Source organism: Microbacterium sp. 5K110, from assembly GCF_005774735.1.
In the GTDB taxonomy this organism is placed as follows: Bacteria; Actinomycetota; Actinomycetes; order Actinomycetales; family Microbacteriaceae; genus Microbacterium.
Genome location: NZ_VBUM01000025.1, coordinates 17,820 through 39,898, shown reverse-complemented (window position 1 = coordinate 39,898; position 22,079 = coordinate 17,820). Strand labels below are relative to the sequence as shown.

The 22,079-nt window shown below is 73.8% G+C and carries 19 protein-coding genes; 10 read left to right on the top strand and 9 right to left on the bottom strand.

The features are described 5' to 3' along the window. From FE256_RS07995 to FE256_RS07965, 7 genes are all read left to right on the top strand, one after another. Nucleotides 1-646 (top strand): DUF4129 domain-containing protein (locus FE256_RS07995; RefSeq protein WP_138174489.1); only part of this gene is annotated, 646 nt, incomplete at its 5' end. Next, the gene (locus FE256_RS07990) at nt 643-1,812 is read left to right on the top strand and encodes a DUF4350 domain-containing protein (protein WP_138174487.1); all 1,170 of its coding nucleotides are present in this window, start codon (nt 643-645) and stop codon (nt 1,810-1,812) included. The genes FE256_RS07995 and FE256_RS07990, both read left to right, overlap by 4 nt. A 122-nt stretch (nt 1,813-1,934) precedes the next feature. Next, a complete protein-coding gene (locus FE256_RS07985; protein ID WP_252370943.1) occupies nt 1,935-2,864 on the top strand; it encodes an AAA family ATPase in 930 nt (309 codons plus the stop codon). After that, nucleotides 2,864-4,165, top strand: coding sequence for a DUF58 domain-containing protein (locus FE256_RS07980; RefSeq protein ID WP_138174485.1), 1,302 nt, complete (start codon nt 2,864-2,866; stop codon nt 4,163-4,165). The genes FE256_RS07985 and FE256_RS07980 overlap by 1 nt, the downstream gene beginning before the upstream one ends. Before the next feature lie 152 nt (nt 4,166-4,317). Then, a complete protein-coding gene (locus FE256_RS07975) occupies nt 4,318-5,340 on the top strand; it encodes a 3-oxoacyl-ACP synthase III (protein ID WP_138174483.1) in 1,023 nt (340 codons plus the stop codon). Next, nucleotides 5,337-8,009 (top strand): alpha/beta fold hydrolase, encoded by a 2,673-nt coding sequence (locus tag FE256_RS07970; protein WP_138174481.1) that lies wholly within the window; start codon nt 5,337-5,339, stop codon nt 8,007-8,009. The genes FE256_RS07975 and FE256_RS07970 overlap by 4 nt, the downstream gene beginning before the upstream one ends. Continuing rightward, entirely contained in the window at nt 8,006-8,965 is a 960-nt protein-coding gene (locus FE256_RS07965; RefSeq protein ID WP_138174480.1) for an NAD-dependent epimerase/dehydratase family protein, read from the top strand. The genes FE256_RS07970 and FE256_RS07965 overlap by 4 nt, the downstream gene beginning before the upstream one ends. Before the next feature lie 167 nt (nt 8,966-9,132). Here FE256_RS07965 and katG read toward each other — a convergent pair whose 3' ends face one another. From katG to FE256_RS07950, 3 genes are all read right to left on the bottom strand, one after another. Further along, entirely contained in the window at nt 9,133-11,391 is a 2,259-nt protein-coding gene (gene katG, locus FE256_RS07960; RefSeq protein WP_138174478.1) for a catalase/peroxidase HPI, read from the bottom strand. Continuing rightward, a complete protein-coding gene (locus FE256_RS07955; RefSeq protein WP_138174476.1) occupies nt 11,388-11,849 on the bottom strand; it encodes a Fur family transcriptional regulator in 462 nt (153 codons plus the stop codon). Before FE256_RS07955 ends, katG begins: the two co-directional genes overlap by 4 nt. A gap of 70 nt (nt 11,850-11,919) precedes the next feature. Continuing rightward, nucleotides 11,920-12,915 carry a stage II sporulation protein M gene (locus FE256_RS07950; RefSeq protein WP_138174474.1) on the bottom strand — a complete coding sequence of 332 codons (996 nt, stop codon included), beginning with the start codon at nt 12,913-12,915 and terminating at the stop codon, nt 11,920-11,922. A gap of 16 nt (nt 12,916-12,931) precedes the next feature. Between FE256_RS07950 and FE256_RS07945 the strand changes: the two genes are divergently transcribed. Continuing rightward, entirely contained in the window at nt 12,932-13,780 is an 849-nt protein-coding gene (locus FE256_RS07945) for an RDD family protein (RefSeq protein ID WP_138174472.1), read from the top strand. A 14-nt stretch (nt 13,781-13,794) separates the two neighbouring features. Here FE256_RS07945 and FE256_RS07940 read toward each other — a convergent pair whose 3' ends face one another. Both FE256_RS07940 and FE256_RS07935 read right to left on the bottom strand, forming a co-directional pair. Beyond that, entirely contained in the window at nt 13,795-14,001 is a 207-nt protein-coding gene (locus FE256_RS07940; protein WP_138174470.1) for a DUF3499 family protein, read from the bottom strand. Nucleotides 14,002-14,012: 11 nt separating this feature from the next. Next, the gene (locus tag FE256_RS07935) at nt 14,013-14,525 is read right to left on the bottom strand and encodes a MarR family winged helix-turn-helix transcriptional regulator (protein WP_138174468.1); all 513 of its coding nucleotides are present in this window, start codon (nt 14,523-14,525) and stop codon (nt 14,013-14,015) included. An 87-nt stretch (nt 14,526-14,612) separates the two neighbouring features. On the opposite strand from FE256_RS07935, the gene FE256_RS07930 reads away from it, so the two are divergent. Beyond that, entirely contained in the window at nt 14,613-15,557 is a 945-nt protein-coding gene (locus tag FE256_RS07930; protein ID WP_171024252.1) for an NADP-dependent oxidoreductase, read from the top strand. Between the two features lie 124 nt (nt 15,558-15,681). Then, on the top strand, nt 15,682-16,113 hold the full coding sequence (locus FE256_RS07925; RefSeq protein ID WP_230005565.1) for a hypothetical protein: 432 nt from the start codon (nt 15,682-15,684) through the stop codon (nt 16,111-16,113). Nucleotides 16,114-16,126: 13 nt separating this feature from the next. Here the strand turns inward: FE256_RS07925 and FE256_RS07920 are convergent, their stop codons facing one another. From FE256_RS07920 to manA, 4 genes are all read right to left on the bottom strand, one after another. After that, nucleotides 16,127-17,524, bottom strand: coding sequence for a DUF5719 family protein (locus FE256_RS07920; protein WP_138174466.1), 1,398 nt, complete (start codon nt 17,522-17,524; stop codon nt 16,127-16,129). Then, complete coding sequence (locus FE256_RS07915; protein WP_138174464.1) at nt 17,521-20,358, bottom strand: glycosyltransferase; 2,838 nt, start codon at nt 20,356-20,358, stop codon at nt 17,521-17,523. Before FE256_RS07915 ends, FE256_RS07920 begins: the two co-directional genes overlap by 4 nt. 89 nt (nt 20,359-20,447) lie before the next feature. Further along, nucleotides 20,448-20,771 (bottom strand): WhiB family transcriptional regulator, encoded by a 324-nt coding sequence (locus FE256_RS07910; RefSeq protein ID WP_138174462.1) that lies wholly within the window; start codon nt 20,769-20,771, stop codon nt 20,448-20,450. A gap of 135 nt (nt 20,772-20,906) precedes the next feature. Beyond that, on the bottom strand, nt 20,907-22,070 hold the full coding sequence (gene manA, locus FE256_RS07905; RefSeq protein WP_138174460.1) for a mannose-6-phosphate isomerase, class I: 1,164 nt from the start codon (nt 22,068-22,070) through the stop codon (nt 20,907-20,909). Nucleotides 22,071-22,079 lie beyond the last annotated feature (9 nt).

Genomic DNA, 22,079 nt, shown 5'->3' with positions numbered 1-22,079 from the left:
GGCCTTCTCGCCGCTGCTGCCCGACGCCGACGAGGCACGCCAGTGGGCCGAGCGCGAACTCGCCGATCCCGTGTACCAGGCCGCCGAGCCGACGTTCTTCGACCGCCTGGTGCGCGCCGTGCTGGAGTTCCTCGAGCGCCTCTTCTCGGCCCCCGCCTCCGGCGATTGGGGCCCGTGGGCGTTCGTCGTGCTCGCGGTCGTCGTCATCGCGGCGATCGTCGTGGGAGTGCTGGTGTGGGGACGTCCCCGGGCGCTCGTGCGCGCACGGACCGCGGCACGGGCCCTGTTCGACGACGACGACGCACGTTCCGCCGAGCAGCTCCGCGATGACGCCGTCGCGGCGGCCGACCGCGAGGACTGGGACGCGGCGGTGGTGCTGCGCTTCCGCGCCTTCGCGCGCGGCCTCGGCGAGCGCGGGATCGTGGATCCGCCGCCCGGAGCCACGGCGCGGCTGTTCGCACGGTCTGCGGCCGACGCCCTCCCCGTCCTGGGCGCCCAGCCCGCCGAGGGCGCCGCCGCGTTCGACGACGTGCGGTACCTCGGGCGGCACGGCACCGCGGAGTCGTACCGCCTCATCTCTCAGCTCGACGAGGCGGCCGTGCGCGCCCGGGTCGTCGGGGCGGATGCCGCGGGGGTGGCGCCGTGACCACGACCGCTCTCTCCCCGACGGCTCGTCGCCGCCGCGTCGGCGCCGGGTGGATCGCGCTGATCTCGGCCCTCGTGCTGATCGGACTGTTCGGGACGACGCTGGTGTACGGCGGCTGGACGCAGCGAAACGCGCTCGACCCCGAGTCCCCGGCGCCCGACGGGACCCGTGCGCTCGTCCGGATCCTCGAGCAGCAGGGGGTGCGCGTCGTCGTGGCGCGCGACCGGGCCGCCGCCGAGCGGGAGCTCGCCGCGACCCCGTCGACCCTCGTCATGCGCGACGCGCCGATGCTCTCGGACGGAACCCTCCGCAGCCTCGGCGCGAAGGCCCGCGACGTCGTGCTGATCGAACCGCGCTCGCGCAGTCTCGACGTGCTGCTGAACGGTTCTTCGCTCGGCGGCGTCGTCGAGGAGCGCACCGTCGACCCCGGGTGCGAGGCGGCCGTGCCGCGGACGGCGGGCCCCTCCCGCGTCGGCGAACTGTACGTGCCCGGGGAGGGCGTGACCGGCTGCTACCCGGCGGAGGACGGATACGGCGTCCTCGTCTCGGGGAGCGGTGACCTCACGGCCGCGGCGGTCGACGGGCTGTCCGTGGTCACGAACCGGGCGCTGCCGCTCGAGGGAAACGCCGCCCTGGCCATCGGCCTGCTCGGCCGCTCCGCCTCGCTCGTCTGGTACGTGCCGTCCCCGTCGGATGCCGACACCGGGGTGGCTGCGCCCACGATCGGCGACCTCACTCCCCCGTGGGTGACACCGGCGTTGGTGTTGCTGCTGCTCGCGGGGCTGACGGCCGCTTTCTGGCGCGGTCGGCGATTCGGCCCCCTCGTCGCCGAGCGTCTGCCGGTCACGGTGCGGGCCACCGAGACGACCGAGGGCCGCGCGCGGCTGTACGCCGCCTCCGGCGATGCGGCGCACGCCCTCGACGAGCTGCGGCGCGCCACGCGACGCCGCCTCGTGCGCCTCCTGGGCATGTCCGCGCGCACGCCCGCCGAGCACCTCGCCGACGCCGTGGCCGAGCGGCTCGCCGCCGACCGCGCGGTGGTGCACGGCATCCTGATCGACGATCTTCCCCGCACCGACCGCGAGCTCGTCGCCGCGAGCGATCGCCTGCGCGACCTCGAGACGAGCGTCCGCGCCACCCTCCCCACGGAAAGGACCCCCCGATGACCGACCGTCCTCTCGGCTCCCCCGACCCGGCCGGCGCCGCGATGCCGGCGTCCGAGGCCGTCGCCCCGACGCCGAGCGCTGCGCCCGCACCGTCACCGGGCGATGCCGACCTGCGGCAGGCGATGCACCGGGTGCGCGCCGAGGTCGGCAAGGCCGTCGTCGGGCAGGACGGGACCGTCACGGGGCTGCTCATCGCTCTGCTGGCGCGCGGCCACGTCCTGCTGGAGGGCGTCCCGGGTGTGGCCAAGACCCTGCTCGTGCGCTCCTTCAGCCGCGCGCTCGGCCTGGACACCCACCGCGTGCAGTTCACCCCCGACCTCATGCCGGGCGACGTCACCGGTTCGCTCGTGTACGACGCACGCTCGGGCGAGTTCGAGTTCCGCGCGGGGCCGGTCTTCACGCACGTCCTGCTCGCCGACGAGATCAACCGCACGCCCCCCAAGACGCAGGCGGCCCTGCTGGAGGCCATGGAGGAGCGGCAGGTCTCGTCCGACGGAGTGAGCCGCCCGCTCCCCGATCCGTTCCTCGTCGCCGCGACCCAGAATCCCGTCGAGCACGAGGGCACCTACACGCTGCCCGAGGCGCAGCTCGACCGCTTCCTGCTGAAGCTCGTGGTCGACCTCCCCGGCCGCGACGCCGAGGTCGACGTGCTGCGCCGGCACGCGGGCGGGTTCGACCCGCGCCGGCTGGGCGAGGCGGGGATGGATGCCGTGGTCACCCCGGCCGAGATCCTCGCGGCGCAGCGCGCCGCCGCGTCGGTCGCCGTCGCCGACGACGTGCTCGGCTACGTCGTCGACCTCGCCCGCGCCACGCGACAGAGCCCGTCGGTGCTGCTCGGCGTGAGCCCGCGCGCGTCGACCGGTCTGCTCGCGGCGGCGAAGGCGTGGGCGTGGCTCGTCGGCTCGCCCGCGATCACGCCCGACCACGTCCAGACGATGCTCGTCCCCGTGTGGCGGCACCGGATCCGGCTGCGGCCCGAGGCCGAGATCGAGGGCGTCTCGGTGGATGCCGTCCTCACCTCGGTCCTGCAGCAGACGCGCGTCCCGCTCTGATGTACGTCACCGGCCGTCTGGCTCTGCTCGTCGCGCTCGGGGTGATCCCGCTGATCCTGCTGCACGCCGCCGGCGCGGCGCCCTGGGCCGTGGTCGGCGGGTGGCTGGTGCTGTGTGCCGGACTGGCCGCGGCCGACACGCTCCTGGCCGCCGACGCGCGTGCGCTCGAGATCACGCGCCGCTTGCCGGACCGCGCCCTGCGGGATCAGCCCGTCGCGGGCGAGCTGCGCGTGCGCAACACCGGCCGACGGACGCTGCGCGCCCGGGTGCGCGACGCGTGGCAGCCGACGGCGGGCGCCCCGCCCGAGCGACTGCACCTGGTGGTCCCTCCCGGTGAGCGCCGGGGTGCTGCTCTGTCGCTGCTGCCGCGGCGGCGCGGAGAGCTGCGCAGCGAGTTCGTCGTCGTGCGCTCTCAGGGTCCCCTGGGGCTCGGGGGGCGGCAGGCGACGCTCGCGGCACCGGCGCGGCTGCGCGTGCTCCCGCCCTTCACCTCGCGACGGCACCTCCCCTCGCGGCTGGCGCGGCTGCGCGAACTCGATGGCAACACGTCGCTGCAGGTGCGCGGGCAGGGCACCGAGTTCGACAGCCTGCGCGAGTACGTGCGCGGAGACGATGTGCGCTCGATCGACTGGCGGGCCACCGCGCGCGCGGGCACGACGATGCTGCGCACGTGGCGCCCCGAACGCGACCGGCACGTCGTGATCGTCATCGATACGGGTCGCACGGCCGCGGCACGCGTCGGCGACGGCGCGCGTCTGGATGCCGCGATGGAGGCCGCCCTGCTCCTCTCGGCCCTGGCGACACGCGCCGGAGACCACGTGCACCTGCTCATGTTCGACCGGGTGACCCGCGCCCGGGTCACGCGCGTCGACGGAGCGCAACTGCTCCCCGCACTCGTGGACGCGATGGCCCCCGTGGACCCGCAGCTCATCGACACCGATTGGGATGCCGCGTTCGCCCAGGTGCGCGGTCTGACCCAGCGCCCCGCGCTCGTGGTGCTCCTCACCGCCGCCGACGACCCGGAGGCGGCGCGCGCGTTCCTCGCCTCGCTCCCGGCCGTCGCGGCGCGCTCGCGTCTGCTCGTGGCCACCGCCACCGACGGTCCGGGAGAACCCCCGGCACGCGACGACGCCGCGGCCGTGTACGCCGCCGCCGCGATCGAACGCGCGCGCTCGGACGCCGAACGCGTGCGCGCGGCGGTCGTCCGCGCGGGGGGCGATGCGGTGACGGCGTCGGCCGACGACCTCCCCCCTCTCGTGGCGGACCGCTACCTCGCCCTCAAGGCCGCCGGGCGCCTCTGACGCACCGGGTCGCGGCATCCGGGACTAGCACACCGCTCCGCCATGCACCCGTCCGCATACGTCGCGGCTTATCCTGGGGGGTACCCTTCCAGCCGCCGGCGTGTCCCTCCGCGCCCGGCTGCGCCGTCTACGCACAGGATGCGGGAGCTCTCTTGCCAGGAAACGCCACCACTCGCTTCGACGATGTGGCCCTCGTGTCGGTGGCGAGCGTGCTGCCCAGCCGAGTGACCACCTCTGACGACATCGAGGAGAGGCTCGCCCCCGCGCTGACGCGGCTCAAGCTCAAACCGGGGCTGCTGCGCCGGGTGGCCGGTGTCGTGGAGCGCCGCAACTGGGCCGAGGGCGAATCCTCCGACGAGGCGACGATCGCGGCGGGCAAGCAAGCGCTGGCCGAGGCGGGCGTCGACCCGAGTGAGATCGGCCTCATCATCAACACCTCCGTCACGCGCAAGCACCTCGAGCCCTCGGTGGCGGTCCGCCTCCACCACGGCCTGGGGCTGCCGAGCTCGGCGATCAACTTCGACGTCGCCAACGCCTGCCTCGGCTTCATCAACGGCATGAGCCTGGCGGCGGGCATGATCCAGTCCGGCCAGGTGCGGTACGCGCTCATCGTCAACGGCGAGGATGCCGACGAGATCCAGGTCAACACGATCAACCGGCTCGTGCGCGAAGACCTCGATCGCGACGCCTTCATGCAGGAGTTCGCCTCGCTCACGCTCGGTTCCGGCGCGGCGGCGGCGGTGCTCGGCCGCGCCAGCGACCACCCCGAGGGTCACCGCATCGTCGGTGGGGTCACGCGCGCCGCGACGCAGTTCTACGACCTGTGCGTGGGCAGCGTCGACGGCATGTTCACGGACGCGAAAGCCCTGCTCAAGGGCGGCCTCGACCTCGTCGTGTCGGCCTGGAAAGAGGCCAAAGGCGAGTTCTCGTGGACGGGCATGGACCGCTACATCACACACCAGGTCTCGTCGGTGCACACCTCCGCGATCGTCCGCGCGGCCAAGCTCGACCGGAGCCGCGTGCCGGTGACCTACCCGAACCTGGGCAACGTGGGCCCGGCCTCCATCCCGATCACCCTGGCCGAGGAGCAGAAGACCCTCCGTCGCGGCGATCGCGTGCTGCTGATGGGAGTGGGCTCCGGGCTGAACACCGGGATGTTGGAGCTGGCCTGGTGACGGTCACCGGTCTGCGGGCGACTCTCCCTCCCGCCGGGCTCCCCGGCCTGGACCCGGCCTTCTCCCGACTCATCGACGTCGAGGGCACCGGCGCCGACGCGGGCCGACGCCGCACGTGGCACATCCTCGACACCGGCGACCTGCTCGACGAGCGCGGCATCACCCCGGTCGGCACCATCGTGGCCGTCCACGGCAACCCGACGTGGTCGTACCTGTGGCGCGCGTTGGTGACCGCCTCGCTTGTCCGCGCCGACGCGGGCGCGCCCGCCTGGCGCGTCGTGGCCGTCGACCAGCTCGAGATGGGCTTCTCCGAGCGCACCGACGTGCGCCGGACGCTCGCACAACGCATCGCCGACCTCTCCGCCCTCGTCGAGGTGGCCGGCATCCGCACCCCCGTCGTCACGATCGGCCACGACTGGGGCGGTCCCGTCTCGCTCGGGTGGGCGGTCGAGAACCGCGACGGTCTCGCGGCGGTCATCGCTCTCAACACCGCCGTGCACCACGCCGAGGACGCGCCGCTGCCGTTCCCGCTCCGGGTCGCCACGGCCCGGGGGATGCTCGCGGCCGGCACGACCGGCACGACGGCGTTCCTCGACACGACCCTCGCCCTCGCCGACCTCGACCCGGCGGTACGGGCCGCGTTCCGCGCGCCCTACGCCACGGTCGAACGCCGACGGGGCATCGGCGGGTTCGTCGCCGACATCCCCGCCACGGCGTCGGACGAGAGCACGCCCGCCCTCCGCCGCCTCTCGGCGGGCCTGCGCGACCTCGACGTCCCGGCCCTGCTGCTGCGCGGGCCGAAGGACCCCGTGTTCGGCGAGGTGCACCTCGACGATCTCGTCGACCGTCTCCCGCACGCCGACGTGCACCGCTACGAGGGGGCGGGGCACCTCGTCGCCGAGGAACGACCGTACGCCGAGGCGGTCCTGGACTGGCTCGCCGAGAAGGTCGTGCCGGGCCCGGATGCCGGCTCCCCCGAGTCCGCACCGACCGCCGACGACGCCCTCGGGGACGACGACGCGGCTCCCGCTCCCCTGTGGGACGCGCTCACGACCCGCCGCGCCGACGACGACGTCGCGGTGATCGACATGGCCGCTCGCCCCGGCCGCGCCCCGCTCCGGGTGAGCTGGCGACAGCTCGCCGCCCGCGTCGACGAACTCGCCGCGGGACTCGACGCGATCGGTGTCCGCGCCGGCGACCGCGTCTCGCTCCTCGTCCCGCCGGGACCGACCCTCACCGCCGTGCTGTACGCGTGTCTGCGCATCGGCGCCGTCGTCGTCGTGGCCGACCGCGGGCTCGGCATCCGGGGTCTCTCGCGCGCCGTGCGGGGTGCGGTACCCGACGTCGTGATCGGCGAGGTCACCGGCCTCGCCGCCGCGCGCGCCCTGGGCTGGCCGGGACGCCGCCTCTCCGCCGCAGCGCTGCCGACCGCTGCCGCGCGCGCCCTGGGCGTGGAGGCGAGCCTGTCCGAGGTGGCCCTCGCCGGCCGCGGGCGCGAACTGCCCGCTCCCCCGCACATCGACGCCGACGCCGCGGTGCTGTTCACGTCGGGATCGACGGGCCCCGCCAAGGGCGTCGTGTACACCCACCGGCAGCTCTCTTCGCTGCGCGACGCGTTGGCCACGCACTTCGACGTCGGCCCGGACACGGGACTCGTCACCGGTTTCGCGCCGTTCGCCCTCCTCGGCCCCGCCCTGGGTACGCGATCGGCCACCCCCGACATGGACGTCTCCGCGCCGCGCACCCTCACCGCGAGCGCTGTCGCGGCAGCGGTCCGCGCGTCGGACGCGCGCATCGTGTTCCTCTCCCCCGCCGCCGTCCGCAACGTCGTCGCCACCGCCGGCGCGCTCACGACCGAGGACCGCGCCGCCCTGGCCGGCGTGCACACGTTCCTGTCCACGGGCGCACCCGTGGGAACCCCGCTGCTGCGACGGGCGCACGAGCTCATGCCGAACGCGACGGCGCACACGCCGTACGGCATGACCGAGTGCTTGCTCGTCGCCGACATCACGCTGCCCGGGATCGAGGATGCCGCGGCCTCCGGCGATCGCGGGGTGTGCGTGGGCACACCGATCGGCCGCGGCCGCGTGCGCATCGCCGCCCTCGACGCCGAGGGGCGAGCCACCGGCTCTCCCGTCACCGATGCGGGCGTGACCGGCGAGGTCGTCATCAGCGCGCCGCACCTCAAGCGCGGCTACTTCCGCCTCTCCCTCACCGACCGCGAGGCGCGTCGCGACCTCGACGCACTGCCCGGGCGCTGGCACCGCACGGGCGACGTGGGCCACCTCGACGCCGTCGGACGCCTGTGGGTCGAGGGCCGGTTGCCCCACGTCATCACGACGGCCCACGGACCGGTCACCCCCGTCGCGATCGAGCAGGACGTCGAGTCCGTCTCGGGCGTCTCGCGTGCCGCGGCGGTGGGCGTCGGGCCCGTCGGTCGGCAGGTCGTCGTCGCCGTCGTGGAACGCGATCCGGGCGTGCGGCGCGCGGGCGTGGCATCCCCGGGTCTCACCGAGGTCGTGCGGGCGGCGACGCCGCAGGCCCTGGCGGCCGTGCTGGTGGTGCCCGCCCTGCCCACCGACATCCGGCACAACTCCAAGATCGACCGCTCGCGTCTCGCCGCCTGGGCGGAGCGGATCCTGGCCGGCGAGCGGCCGACGGCGCCGTGAAGGTCCTCGCCACCGGCGCGTCCGGATTCCTCGGCCGCGCGGTCGTCGTCGCTCTTCAGGACGCCGGGCACGAGGTGCGGACACTCCAACGCCGCCCCTCGGGGATGGCCGGCGCCGACGACCGCCTCGGTTCGGTGACCGACCCGGATGCCACGGCCTCCGCCGTCACCGGGGTCGACGCCGTGGTTCACCTGGCGGCGAAGGTGTCGCTCGCAGGAGACCCGGCCGAGTTCCAGGCCGTGAACGTCGAGGGCACCCGCACGCTGCTGGACGCGGCATCCGCCGCGGGCGTGTCGCGCATCGTGCACATCTCCTCACCGTCGGTCGCCCATGCGGGCCACGCCCTGGCCGGAGTGGGTGCCGAGCCCGCCGACCCGGTCGCCGCGCGCGGCGAGTACGCGCGCACGAAGGCCGAGGCCGAGTTGCTCGCCCTCGGTCGCGCCGGGGCGACGGCATCCGTTGTCGCCATCCGGCCGCACATCGTCTGGGGTCCCGGCGACACGCAGCTCATCGCCCGGGTCGTGGATCGCGCGCGCCGCGGACGGTTGCCGCTGCTCAACGGCGGCACCGCACTCATCGACTCCACGTTCGTCGACAACGCCGCGAGCGGGATCGTCGCCGCCCTCGAGCGCGTCGACGACGTCAGCGGCCGCGCCTACGTGCTGACCAATGGCGAGCCTCGGCCCGTGGGCGATCTGCTCGCCGGCATCTGCCGCGCCGCGGGCGTCCGGCCGCCGGCGTTCAGCGTGCCCGCCGGTCTCGCCCGGGCGGCCGGATCGCTCGTCGAGCGGGTCTGGGCCGTACGCCCGGGCACCGACGAGCCGCCCATGACGCGCTTCCTTGCCGAGCAGCTCTCCACCGCCCACTGGTTCGACCAGACCGAGATCCGCCGCGACCTGCACTGGACGCCCCGCGTCTCGATCGACGAGGGTCTGCGCCGCCTCTCCCGCGCTTGACGCGCGGCATCCGTCCCCCGCGCCCTTCCCCTGTAAACGCCATTCCTCTCGAGACACGCGGTGTCGTGGCGTGTCTCGACAGGGACGGCGTTTATCGGGGCGGAGGAGATCCGGCGCAGACGCGGGAGGCCCGCCCCCAGCGGGGACGGGCCTTCGGGGCGCGGGACTCAGACCAGGTCGAACCGGTCGAGCTCGGTGACCTTGCGCCACGCGGCGACGAAGTCGCGCACGAACTTCTCCTTCGCGTCGTCGGAGGCGTACACCTCGGCGAGCGCGCGGAGCTCCGAGTTCGAGGCGAACACGAGGTCGACGCGCGTGCCGATCCCGACCGTCTCGCCCGAGCCGTCCTTCGTCCCCTGGAAGGCGTGCTTGCCGGAATCCAGCGGCTTCCACGTCGTGCCGAGGTCGAGGAGGTTCACGAACACGTCGTTCGTCAGGGCGCCGGGGGTGCCGGTGAAGACACCCCAGTCCGAGCCGTCCCAGTTCGCGCCGATCGCCCGGAGGCCGCCGACGAGCACGGTCATCTCGGGCGCGGTGAGCGTGAGCAGGTTCGCCTTGTCCAGCAGCAGGAACTCGGCCGGGAGTCGCGTCTCGCGCGAGGCGTAGTTGCGGAAGCCGTCGGCGATCGGCTCGAGCCAGCGGAACGAGTCGACGTCGGTCTCCTCCTGCGTGGCGTCGGTGCGGCCGGGGGTGAAGGGCACCTCGACCTCGACGCCGCCCGCGCGGGCGGCCTGCTCGACACCGGCGTTGCCGGCGAGCACGAGCAGATCGGCGATCGAGACCTTCTTGCCGTCCGACGCCTGCGCGTCGAACTCGGCCTTGATGCCCTCGATCACCGAGAGCACGGATGCCAGCTGCTCGGGATTGTTGACCGTCCAGCTCTTCTGCGGCTCGAGGCGGATGCGCGCGCCGTTGACGCCGCCGCGCTTGTCGCTGCCGCGGAAGGTCGAGGCCGCGGCCCACGTCGTGGTCACGAGCTGCGCGACGGACAGGCCGCTGTCGAGGAGGCGCTGCTTCAGCGCCGCGGCGTCGGCGGCGTCGATGAGCGGGTGGTCGACGGCGGGCACGGGGTCCTGCCAGTCGAGCACCTCGGCCGGCACCTCGGACCCGAGGTAGCGGGCACGCGGTCCCATGTCGCGGTGGGTGAGCTTGAACCACGCGCGGGCGAAGGCATCCTGGAAGGCGGCGGGGTCTTCGGCGAAGCGGCGCGAGATCTTCTCGTACGCCGGGTCGACGCGCAGGGCCAGGTCGCTCGTGAGCATGCGGGGCTCGCGGCGGCCGTCCGAGTGCGCCTCGGGAACCATGTCGGCTCCCCCGCCGTTGACCGGACGCCACTGGTGAGCACCCGCGGGGCTCTGGAAGAGCTCCCACTCGTAGGCGAAGAGGATGTGGAAGAACTCGTTGTCCCAGCGGGTCGGGTGGTAGGTCCAGGTGACCTCGAGACCGCTGGTGATCGTGTCGTCGCCCTTGCCGGTGCCGTGGCTGTTCTTCCAGCCGAGGCCCTGGTCCTCGATGTCGGCGGCCTCGGGGTTCGGCCCGACGTGCGAGTCGCTGGCGGCGCCGTGGGTCTTGCCGAAGGTGTGGCCGCCGGCGATGAGGGCGACGGTCTCCTCGTCGTTCATGGCCATGCGCCCGAACGTCTCGCGGATGTCGTGGGCCGACAGCTGCGGGTCGGGGTTGCCGTTGGGGCCCTCGGGGTTGACGTAGATGAGGCCCATCTGCACCGCGGCGAGCGGACGCTCGAGCTCGCGGTTGCCCGTGTAGCGCTCGTCGCCGAGCCACGTGGTCTCGGGGCCCCAGTACACGTCGTCGTCCGGCTCCCACACGTCGGTGCGACCGCCGGCGAAGCCGAAGGTCGGGAAGCCCATGTCCTCCAGCGCGACGTTGCCGGCGAGGATCATGAGGTCGGCCCACGAGATGGACTGGCCGTACTTCTTCTTGATCGGCCACAGCAGGCGGCGGGCCTTGTCGAGGTTGACGTTGTCGGGCCAGCTGTTCAGCGGTGCGAAGCGCTGCATGCCGGCGCCCGAGCCGCCGCGACCGTCCGTCACGCGGTACGTGCCGGCGCTGTGCCACGCCATGCGGATCATCAGGGGACCGTAGTGGCCGAAGTCGGCGGGCCACCAGTCCTGCGAGGTCGTCATGACCTGCTGGATGTCCTTCTTCACGGCATCCAGGTCGAGCGCCTCGAAAGCGGCGCGGTAGTCGAAGCCCGCGTCGAGCGGATCGCGCAGCGCGTTGTTCTTCGCGAGGATCTTCACGTTGAGGCTCTCGGGCCACCACACGCGGTTGGCAGACCCCTGGGTCGGGTGGGGCAGCGCGCCCGCGGGCTCGCTGTCGACGGGGGCTTCGCCCACCGGCAGTCGGTTGTCGTCGGGGGCGGGGCCGTCGTGGAAGACGGGGCATCCGTTCAGAGTGTCGCTCATCGGGATCCTCTCGGTGTTTCGGCTTCGGACTTCGCTCGACACTCGGGACACACGCCCCAGAACGTCACCTCGGCGGTCTCGATGAGGAAACCGCTCCCCTCCGGCATGTGCAGGCACGGCGCCGACCCGACGACGCAGTCCACGTCGTCGATGCGGCCGCACCCGGTGCACACCACGTGGTGGTGGTTGTCGCCGACACGCAGCTCGAACGTGCCGGCGTGACCGGCGGGTTCGATGCGGCGGGCCAGTCCCGCGTCGGCGAAGTCGCCGAGCGCGTTGTACACCGACTGCTTGCTCGTGCCGGGAAGGGTTCCGACGATGCCGTCGAAGACGTCATCGGCGGTGGCGTGCGGGCGGGCGCGCAGGGCTTCGAGCACCGCGACACGCGTCGCCGTCACCCGCAGCCCCACCCCGCGGATGAGGGCATCCGCGGTGGCATCCGTCCGATCGTCGAGCATTCCCCCACTCTAGCTTGTTTTGAGTGAATCAAAAATGACGCGCGGGGGAACAGCGAGATTCGCGGATGCCTCAGCCCGAGACCAGCGTCGGCGTGCCGCCCTCGTACTCGGTGACGTCGCCGGTCTCGCCCGACCGGAACGCTCGGCGACCCACGACCAGCATGTAGACCAGGAACACGCCCAGCGCGGCCGCGCCGATCGCGATCTTCACCTGCCAGGGCCAGGTCGTCGGCGTGACGAAACCCTCCACGAGCCCCGAGAGCCCCAGCGCGAAGACCAACCCCACGGCCACGGTCGCCAGCGCGCGCCCCTCGGCGGCGAGCGCGGCGGCGCGGGTACGCCGCCCGGGCGCGACCCAGGCCCAGAAGATGTGCATGCCCGCCGCACCGGCCACGAAGATCGCCGTGAGCTCGAGCAGACCGTGCGGGAGGATGAACTGGAAGAACACATCAGAGCGGTCGAACGCGATCATGATCGCCGCCGACGAGCCCACGCCGATGGCGTTCTGCATCATCACCATGAGCGGCCACACGCCGGTGACGCCGAAGAGCACGCACTGCGCGGCGATCCACGCGTTGTTGGTCCACACCGTGCCGGCGAAGACGGCGTTCGGGTTCTCGCGGTAGTACTGCACGAACTGCTGATCGGCGTAGTTCTGCAGCTCGCTCTGCGCGCCCAGCGCCGCCACCGCGCGAGGATCCGACGAGATCCACAGGGCGACGAGGGAGGCGACCACGACGAAGCCGACGGCGATGGCGAGCGTCGTCCAGCGCACGCGGTACAGGGCCGCGGGGAGCTGCCGGAGGAAGAAGCGCGGCACCTGGCGCAGCACGTTCTCGCGGACACCCGTGAGACGCAGCCGCGTGCGCGCGAGCAGGATCGAGACGTAATCGCCCTGGGGCGTGCGCCCCGCCGACGTCTTGATGTCCGCGAGATCCGCCGAGGCCGCGCGGTACCGGGTGACGAGCTCGTCGACCTCGGGACCGGTCAGCCGCCGCGTCCGGCCCAGCTCGTCCAGCCGCGCCCACTCCTGCCGGCGCGCGGCCGTGAGGGCGTCGAGGTCCATGTGATCAACTGTACGCATGGCTTCGCCCGCGGCATCCCCTCCGGTCCCCGGTCCCGCGACGACGCTCGTGCACGCCGCGGCCGACGAGACGCTCACCGGCGAGGCCGTCGCACTGGACGTGCAGCCGCTCGGGTTCTTCCTGCGCGCGGTGGGATGCCTCATCGACATGGTCGTCGGCATCGTGCTGCTCGTGGCCGGCTCGCTCCTTCTCACCGCCCTCGTGGCCGGTGGGACGATTCCGGACAGCGCTTTCCGCATCGGCGTCATCGTGCTCATCGTGGCGGTGATGGTGGTCGTCCCGACGACGGTCGAGACACTCTCCCGCGGGCGCAGTCTCGGCCGCCTCGCGGTGGGCGGGCGCATCGTGCGCGTCGACGGCGGAGCCACCGGCTTCCGCCAGGCGTTCATCCGCGCGCTCGTGGGCGTGCTGGAGCTGTGGTTCACGCTCGGCGGCATCGCCGCCGTCGTGGGGATGTTCACTCCGCGCGCCCAGCGACTCGGCGACCTGATGGCCGGCACGGCGTGCGAGCGCACGCGGACGCGCCCGCTGCCGGCGGCGGCGCCGGGGGTCCCCCCGGGGATGGAGGGGTGGGCGGCGGTCGCCGATGTCTCACGCCTCCCCGACCGGCTGGCCGCCCGCGTCGCGCAGTTCGTCCGCGGAGCCGACGCGCTCGAGCCCGCCGCCCGCGCGCGCGTCGCCGCGAGCCTGGCGCAGTCGGTGCAGCCGTACGTCTCCCCCGTGCCCGCGGTCGACCCCGAGACGCTGGTGCGCGCTGCGGCGGCGGTGCGACGCGACAGGGAGTACCGGGCGCTCCTGCTCGAGAACGAGCGGGCGGCGTCCCTGACCTCGGCGCCCGACGCCTGAGGCCTGAGGCCGGGTCAGGCCCGGAGGGTCTCGTGGCGCACGACGACCCAGCCCCGGGGAACCGACAGGCGGTCGGCGTGGATCGCGCACAGATCGTGCGCGTGCGGGTCGCCCGCACGGCCGAGGGGGCCGAGCGCGGCCATCTGGTCGCCGTAGTCGTAAGTGAGGGTGCTCATCGCCTCGCGGGCGCATCCCACCTTCGAGCAGAGTCTGTCGCGCATCGCGGGTCAGCCTAGGCCGGGGCCGCGCCGGGCCGACGACGCCGCGCCGCGGCCGAGCGGGGTGGGTCGGCGCGCAGGCGAGCCGCCGCGCGACCCAACACGTCCGCGAGCGCCTCGACGTCGGCATCGTCGAGCGCTGCGAACAGGAGACGGTGAACGGCTTCGATGTGGCCGGGGAACACCGTCGCGAGCGTCGCACGGCCCGCGTCGGTGAGTGTCACGACGATGCTGCGCTCGTCCTCGGGCGACGGGGCGCGGGTCACGAGCCCGCGCTGCTCGAGCAGCTGCGCCTGGTAGGTGAGGCCGCTGCGGCTGTAGACGACGCCGTCCGCGAGATCGGTCATGCGGAGCGCGCCTCCGGGAGCGTCGCCGAGACGGGCGAGCAGCTGGAACTGCACGTACCCGAGGTCACCCGCTTCTCGCAGCTGCTTCTCGACGGCGTGCCGCACCAGGCTGCTCACCTCGGTGAACGCGAAGTAGGCGTCGAGCTGCCGCGGACTCAGGGCGGCAGGGAGATCGGTCATGCGTCGATCCTACCTTGCTTCGAGTTCGAAGCACTGCTACCGTCCTCATATGCTTCGAGTTCGAAGCACCAACGAAAGGACATCATCATGAAGGCAGTTCGGTTCCATAACGTCGGCGGACCCGAAGTGCTCCGCCTCGAAGAGGTCGAGATCCCGACGCCCGCGGCGGGACAGGTGCGGCTGCGTGTGACCGCCTCGGCATTCAACGCCGCGGACAACGGGATGCGGGCCGGATTCCTCCCCATCCCGATCTCGCTCCCCCACATCCCGGGGTATGACGTCTCCGGCGTCGTCGACGCGCTCGGCGCGGGCGTCACCGGCCTCGAGGTCGGGCAGGGCGTCATCGGGTTCCTGCCGATGGAGGCCGACGGCGGGGCCGCGGAGTACGTCGTCGCCCCCGCCGCCGCACTCGTCACGGCACCACACAGCGTTCCCCTCGCCGACGCGGCCGCCCTGCCTTCTGTCGCCCTGACCGCGTGGCAGGCGCTCTTCAATGACGGTCGGCTGCATGCCGGTCAGCGTCTGCTCATCGTGGGCGCCGGCGGAGCGGTCGGTGGGCACGCGATCCGCCTCGCGCGGCGCGCCGGTGCACACGTGATCGCGACCGCGAGCTCGCGCAGCGTCGCGGCGGTCGCGGCCGCAGGGCCGGACGTCATCATCGACCACGCGGCCCAGTCCCTGCTCGACGCGGTGACCGAGCCCGTCGACGTCCTGCTCAACCTCGCCCCGCTCGACCCCGAGGAATTCGCGAGCCTGGTGGCGCTCGTCCGCGACGGCGGCACCGTGGTCAGCACCACCGCGTTCATGACCACTCCTTCCGACGAAACGCGCGGCGTGCGCGCGGCCACCGTCTTCGTCCGAGCGAACCGTGAGCGCCTCGCGCAGATCGTCAGGCTCGTCGATGCCGGCGAACTCGTCGCCGGCGTCGACCGTCGGATCGGGCTCGACGGCCTCCCCGCCCTGCACGCCGAGGCGAGCGAGGGCCGCATCGCGGGCAAGGTCGTGGTCCTGGCATCCGCCGACGCCCGATGAACCGCGGGTCGGCGGGCGTTCATGATGGCACCGCCCGCCGGCCGCCGCGCCGTCACCGCGGGAAGACTGGATCGTCGCCCACCACGCGACGGCCCGACGGTCACCTCGACCGTAGGATGGGCGCATGCGTCGTCGATCCCGTGAGGCCCGGCCGGTCGCGCGGCCCTCGCGCCACGGTCGTCACGGCCGCGAGAACCGCAGCCCCGTCGTGCGGCCGCCCCTGCCCCCGCTGGACACCCGGATCGAGCGTTTCGACATCGCCGTGAGCACGGCCGCCGAATTCCTGCGGTCGGCGTGGAGCGAGCTGCGCGACGTGTCGTTCGAGATCGGCATCATGCCCCCCTCGGCCACCGGAGCGATCCCCCGCTGGCAGGTGCTGCGCGAGCAGAAGCGCATCATCCTCTACCGCGTTCCGATCGAGCGACTCGGCCACCCGCACATCGACGACGACCTGCACCGCCGCATGATGATCGAGGGCGCCGTGTTCCGGGCAGCGGCCGAGTACCTCGAACGCGACCCATGGGATCTCGGCCCCGAGCGCTTCCGCTTCTTGTGAGCGGCGCCGCTGCTCAGGGCAGGATCGTCAGGGCTCCCGCCGCCGCGTCGGCGGGCCACAGCGGGTAACCGGCCAGCGCCCCGGGAGCCGCGTACGAGACCGCCGCGTGCACCGCGCGGTCCGGAGCGAGCTCGTACACGCCGGCCGTGACCGGCACCGCGACGGAGCCTCCCGCGGGCACCGTGACGGTCACGGGGACCCCGCCGGACTGCGGCGTCACCGAGACCGACGCCGGTCCGCTCGCGTCATCCGCGGCGATCACGAGCGTGCCCCCGGCACCGGGGGCGACCGCCACGAGACCGGATGCCGCGAACGCGGGGGCCGGGGCATACCAGGCGAAGTCCGCGCCCTCCCCGAAACCCGTGGTCGACCACGCGCCGCCGACGACGGGCTCGGTCGCCTGGACCGAGATCGTGTAGGCGCCCGAGGCCAGTCCCGACAGGTCGAGCGAAGTGGGTGTCCCGGCCGGCAGAGCGAGCGTGCGGGGATCGCCCACCGGCGCACCACCGTCGACGGGAGCGATCGTCACGGTCGCCGACGCCTCGGCGCCGGGCGAGAGCAGCCGCAGGACCGTGCCCGCGTTCCCTTCGCCGGTCGTGAGCACCTGAACACCGGGGATGACGAGATCGGTCGCGGCCTGCGCGAGCGGGGCGGCTTGATCGCTGCCCCCGGGGAGCAGGACGCGGGTGAGACTCGTCTGGAGCGAGGCGTGCACGGGCGCGCCGGTGGCCACGACCCGCACCACCGGGCTCTCCTCGCCCAGCAGCAGGCCGGCGAGCGGGAGGACGCGCTGCCCACCGGCGGGGACGACGAGGCCGGTGCCGCCCGGCGGTGTCGAGACGCCCTGAGCGCCGTAGACCGACAGCTGCACGGTCGCCGGGACGTCGCCGGGATTGCCGAGGACGACGAGGTCGTTCGCGCCCGTCGTGGTCGCTCCCGCCACCAGCCAGGACTCCGCCAGCGGCGGGCGGCACGCCGAGGCGCTGAATCCGGTGAGGTCGCTCGAGGCGACGGTGGCGGAACCGGCGGCGGCGTAGGGGGTCGCGACACGGTCGATCGGAGGCGCCCGGAAGGCCGTGGCATCCCCCGATCCGTCGGCGGTCGCGCCGCCGAGGGTCGAGACGTCCGCTCCCGTCCCCTCCGGTCCCGCCACGGTCTCCTGGGCGGCGGCGACGCTCAGGGCGCCCGCCGACTCTGCCGTGCGCCCCAGGGCGAAGACGGGCCCGTCGCACGCGAGGACGGTGTCCGAGGGAGCCGGGGTGACCTGCACCCGCACCGGTTCGGCCACGCGGGTCGGCCACGGGGCGGCGATGCCGGCCACCGTTCCGACGACCACGGCCGCGGCGACGGCGCTGCCGGCGACGACACGGGCGCTGGTGGTGGCCCAACGGACCAGGCGACGATCGCTCATCGGGTACCTCCCCGGACGGGTCCGACGGTGCGCGGAGTGCGGCGGGCGACGCGCCGCGATGCGGCGGTGGGAACCGCCAGCAGCAGGGCGACGAGCAGGGCCGCGAGCGAACCGACCGCGACGAGCTGCTGCACGCGGGTCTGGTGGGCATCGAGCCCGGCGCGCGGCTGGACCTCGGAGGTCACGCGCCACAGCTCGCCGCGTGCGGTCGACCCGACGCCGTCGAGCGAGTTGCGCTGGTCGAGGGAGGTCGCCGCGGTCAGACGGGCGCCGCGGATGACGTCGTCCTCTCCCCCGGGAGCCGGTTCGAGCAGCACGAACGCGATGCCGCGGGCCGCGAGGCCGGCGACGGCGTCTTCGGAGGACGGAGTGACGAGGTCGGCGGCGAGCGCGGCGAGTTCCTCGTCCGCGGGGCGGGCCTGCGTGCGGGTGGCCTCGACCGTGCTCTGCCCGGTCAGGGTCGCACTGCCGCCCCATACGACGTCGACGCGCAAGCCGTCAGCGCGGGGATCCAGCACGATCGTGCCCATCGCGGTCGACCCTCGCCCCTCCGCGGCGACGAAGGCGGGGAGCGTGGAGACGGGGCCGTTCGTGAGCACGGCGCGGGGAGATGCGGTGGTCACGGCCGTCAGCGAGGGCGCCACGGCGACGAGCAGGGCCGCGAGGGCCACGACCGCCCCGATCGGCCGCAACACGCGCACGCGCTCGACGAGACCGGCATCCAAAGCGATCACGGCCGCGCCCACGACGCCGAGCCAGGCGACACTCAGCCCCGCGCCGGGCCACAGGGCCACCGGCGTGGAGTGGTCGAACGTCACCGCGATCCCGACGGCGGCGAACGCGGTCGCCAGGCCCGTCGCCGCGATCACGAGCAGGCTGGTCGCCGTGATCCACCGGGGGGTCAGCACGGCCAGGAGGGCGAGCACCGCGAGCGGGGCGGCGAGCAGCGCCACCCACCACACCGGACCGCCGGTGAGCGCGGCCCACCCGCCCGGATCCGAGGTGGGGAACCCGGCGGCCAAGAGCGCACGTCCGAGGGGGTCGGCGGTGGCTTCGGCGCCCGCGAAGGGCACACCCGGATCCGCGAGCAGTCCCCAGGGGTTCCCGAGCCGGACCTGGGTCCAGATGAGCGGCGCGAACACCACGATCGAGGGGATGACGAGCCACACCACGCGGGCGATCCCCCGCGGGGCCGCCAGGGCCACCACGACGAGCGCGGCCGACCACAACACGACGACGGCCGGAGCCAGCGAGGGGGAGCACGCCAGCACGGCGACGAGCAGGATGGATGCCGCTCCCGCGGGCGCCCACGACCGGTGCGCGACGCTCGCGGCGAAGAAGAGCCACGGCAGCAGCAGATGCAGCAGGAGCGCGGCGGGCCGGCCCTCGACGAGCGCGGCGAGGAAGGTGGGGGCGAGCGCCCAGGCGAGCGCGGCGGTGATGCGCAGGAGAGAGGATTCCGTGACGCGTGTGGCGGCGAACCACCCGCCCAGCACCGCGAGCGGCAGGGCGAGGATCCACAGCACCACGAGCGCCCGCGACGGCTCGGCCGGGGACAGGGATCCGATCAGGGCGATGAGTGCCGAGAACGGGTCGGCGGGACCGACGACGTCCAGGCCGAGAGGACGCGCTCCCCAGGCCGCGTCCTGCCACAGCTGGGCGACGCTCGCCCGCAGGGGGGCGAGCGCGCCGCCGCCGAGGACGGGCCAGGCCAGCAGAGGGGCGAACAGCAGGGCGGAGACCGCGAGGGCACCGAGGACGACCCACGCCCCGCCGCCGACGAAGAAGCGCAGCTCGGAGCGCACGGGCGCGTCGCTCTCGGCCGCGTCTCCCGCCCACTGCAGCCGGAGCTCCGACCGCGAGACACGCAGGGGCGCGATGCGGGACCATCCGACGGTGCGCAGAGTGCGGATCCGTCGGCGGGCGCGGGCGACGGCGGCCGGGCGGGCCATCACGAGAATCGCGGCACCCCACTCCGGCACGACCTTGTAAGGCACCTTGGCCACGAGGTGGGCGATCGTGCGCCACAGCGCCAGCGGCAGGAACGACAGCCAATGCAGCACGACCGCGGCCGCCGGCGCGTACGCCAACCGACGGTGCAGTTGCGCGGTGCGCTCGGCGAAGGCACGTCGGCGGGCGCGGGCGCGACCCCGCGCCATCGCGGCGACGCCGTCGCCGGCCACGGCGATCCGTGCGGCGGGAACGAGCGAGACGCGGTCGCCGGCCAAGCGCGCGCGGATGCCGAGGTCGAGTCCCTCGTCCGCGCCGCCGAGGGCCGGGTCGAGGCCGCCGAGCGCGCGCCACGACTCACGGCGCACGAGCACCCCGCGGACGTCGACGCCGAGCACGTCGGCATCCCCGTCGCGTTGGCCCTGGTCCAGTTCACCGGCGGCGAGTTCGACACTGCGGCCGTAGCGGGTCACGCTCACGCCCAGCGAGACGATCTCGGCCGGGTCGTCCCACGCGACGAGTTTCGGCGCGGCCAGGGCGAGCGACGACGACAGCTCCAGCGCGCCCGCGAGGCGCAGCAGGGCATCGGGGTCGGGCGCGGTGTCCTGGGCGAGGAGCCAGACGGCGTCCCCCGTCAGACGGGGGCTCGCCAACGCGGTCGCCGCGGCGAACGGCGTCCCCGGGGAGGCGGTGATCACGCCTTCCGCGCCGGAGGCCGCCGCGATGCGGGTCAACTCCGGATCTGCACCGCACAGCACGATCGTCAGGGCATCGACCGGCCGAGTCTGGGCGGCCAGCGCCTCGAGGGTGCGCGTGAGGTGGGGAGCGGCGGGGATGCGTCCTTCGGGGCGGACCACGAGGACGGCGTGTACACGGGCGGGCATGGCGTGGTCAGCCTAGGCGGGGTGTCCGGTGTTCGCGGACGCCGCGCCGAGCCGTCGAGGATCCCTCAGGAAGGCTCGGATGCCGGGAGTCAGGCGCGACGCTTGAGCTTGCGGCGCTCGCGCTCGCTGAGGCCGCCCCAGATGCCGAACCGCTCGTCGTTCTGGAGGGCGTACTCGAGGCACTCCGAACGAACGTCGCACGACGTGCAGATGCGCTTGGCGTCGCGGGTCGACCCGCCCTTCTCGGGGAAGAAGGCCTCGGGGTCCGTCTGCGAACACAGCGCGTCGGTCTGCCACGCGAGGGTGTTCTCTTCGGTGGCGTCGATGTCACGACGGACACCGGGAACCCCCAGATCGACCGGATCGACGAACCAGTTGTCCGGGACACCGGACCGGTACTGCGATGTCGCCATCTCGTCCTCCCCCTCGTTCGACCCACGGACGCGTACGAGTAATTACACCCGTGTCATTCGAATTGGTCAAGCTGCGGATCGTAAACCCTCAAGGGCGAGGTGAACCTTCACGCGGTCCTCTCGGCGTGTCGCGCGTCACTCCCCCGGCATCGCGACGAAGACCTCGCCGCCGGTGACGGTCACGGGCGACTCGTCGGGAGTGACCACCGCGGCCTGGCCGGGCGCCAATTCGATGGCGGTACCCGAGGCCCCCGTCACCACGGCGCGCCCCGCGACCGACAGCGCGATCGAGACACCCCGCAGCACCACGTCGGCGGGAACGTGTGCGCCCGTCACGTGAGCGAGGGCGAAATCGCGGATGCCGGGGGCGAACAGCTCGGTCCCGTCCGCGGCCGCTCGGGGAGCGAGGAGGGGCGGGGCCGCCGGGCGGAAGTCCACGAGGGCGAGGAGCTCGGCGACGTCGATGTGCTTGGGGGTGAGGCCGCCGCGCAGCACGTTGTCGCTGGCGGCCATGATCTCCACGCCCAAGCCCGCGACGTAGGCGTGCAAGACACCGGCGGGAACGAAGATCGCCTCGCCGCGACGCAGTTCGACGAGGTTCATGAGAAGGGCGACCACGATGCCGGGGTCGGCCGGGTAGGCCGAGGCAAGCGTCCGCGTCAGGCCCAGTTCGCCGGCGAACTCCTCGGACTCCGCGGATGCCGCAGCCGACACGATCTGCTCGATCTCCGCCGCGCCGGCCTCGCCGAGCGCCCACGCGATCGCCGCGCGGAGAGCCGCAGCGGGTTCGGCGGCGTCCAAGCGCTCGCGGAGGGCGCGCACCCCGTCGCCGTCGCCGAGCGCGGCGACCAGCCGACGCGTCGCGGTGACGTCGCGCAGGCCCGCGAGGGCCGTGAAGGTCTCGCTGAGAGCGACGATGACCTCGGGCTTGTGGTTGTCGTCCTTGTAGTTGCGGTGACCCGCGTCGACGGGCACGCCGGCCGCCTCTTCGCGCGCGAAACCCTCGACAGCCTGACGCTTCGAGGGGTGCACCTGGATCGACAGGGGCGCCCCGGCAGCGAGGAGCTTCAGGAGGTAGGGAAGACGGGAGGGCACTCCGGCCTCGGCCGCAACGTCGCCGAGCCACGTGTCCAGCGTCCGGTCCGACCCGTCGTGCACGAGCGCCGGGGAACCGGCGTGATCGCCGAACCACACCTCCGCCTCGGGGGCACCCGAGGGCGTGCGGCCCTCGAGGTCGGCTAGGAGCGTCGCGCTCCCCCAGGCGTAGTCACGGGGCGTGTTCGAGATCTCAACCAGCACGGCCGCCAG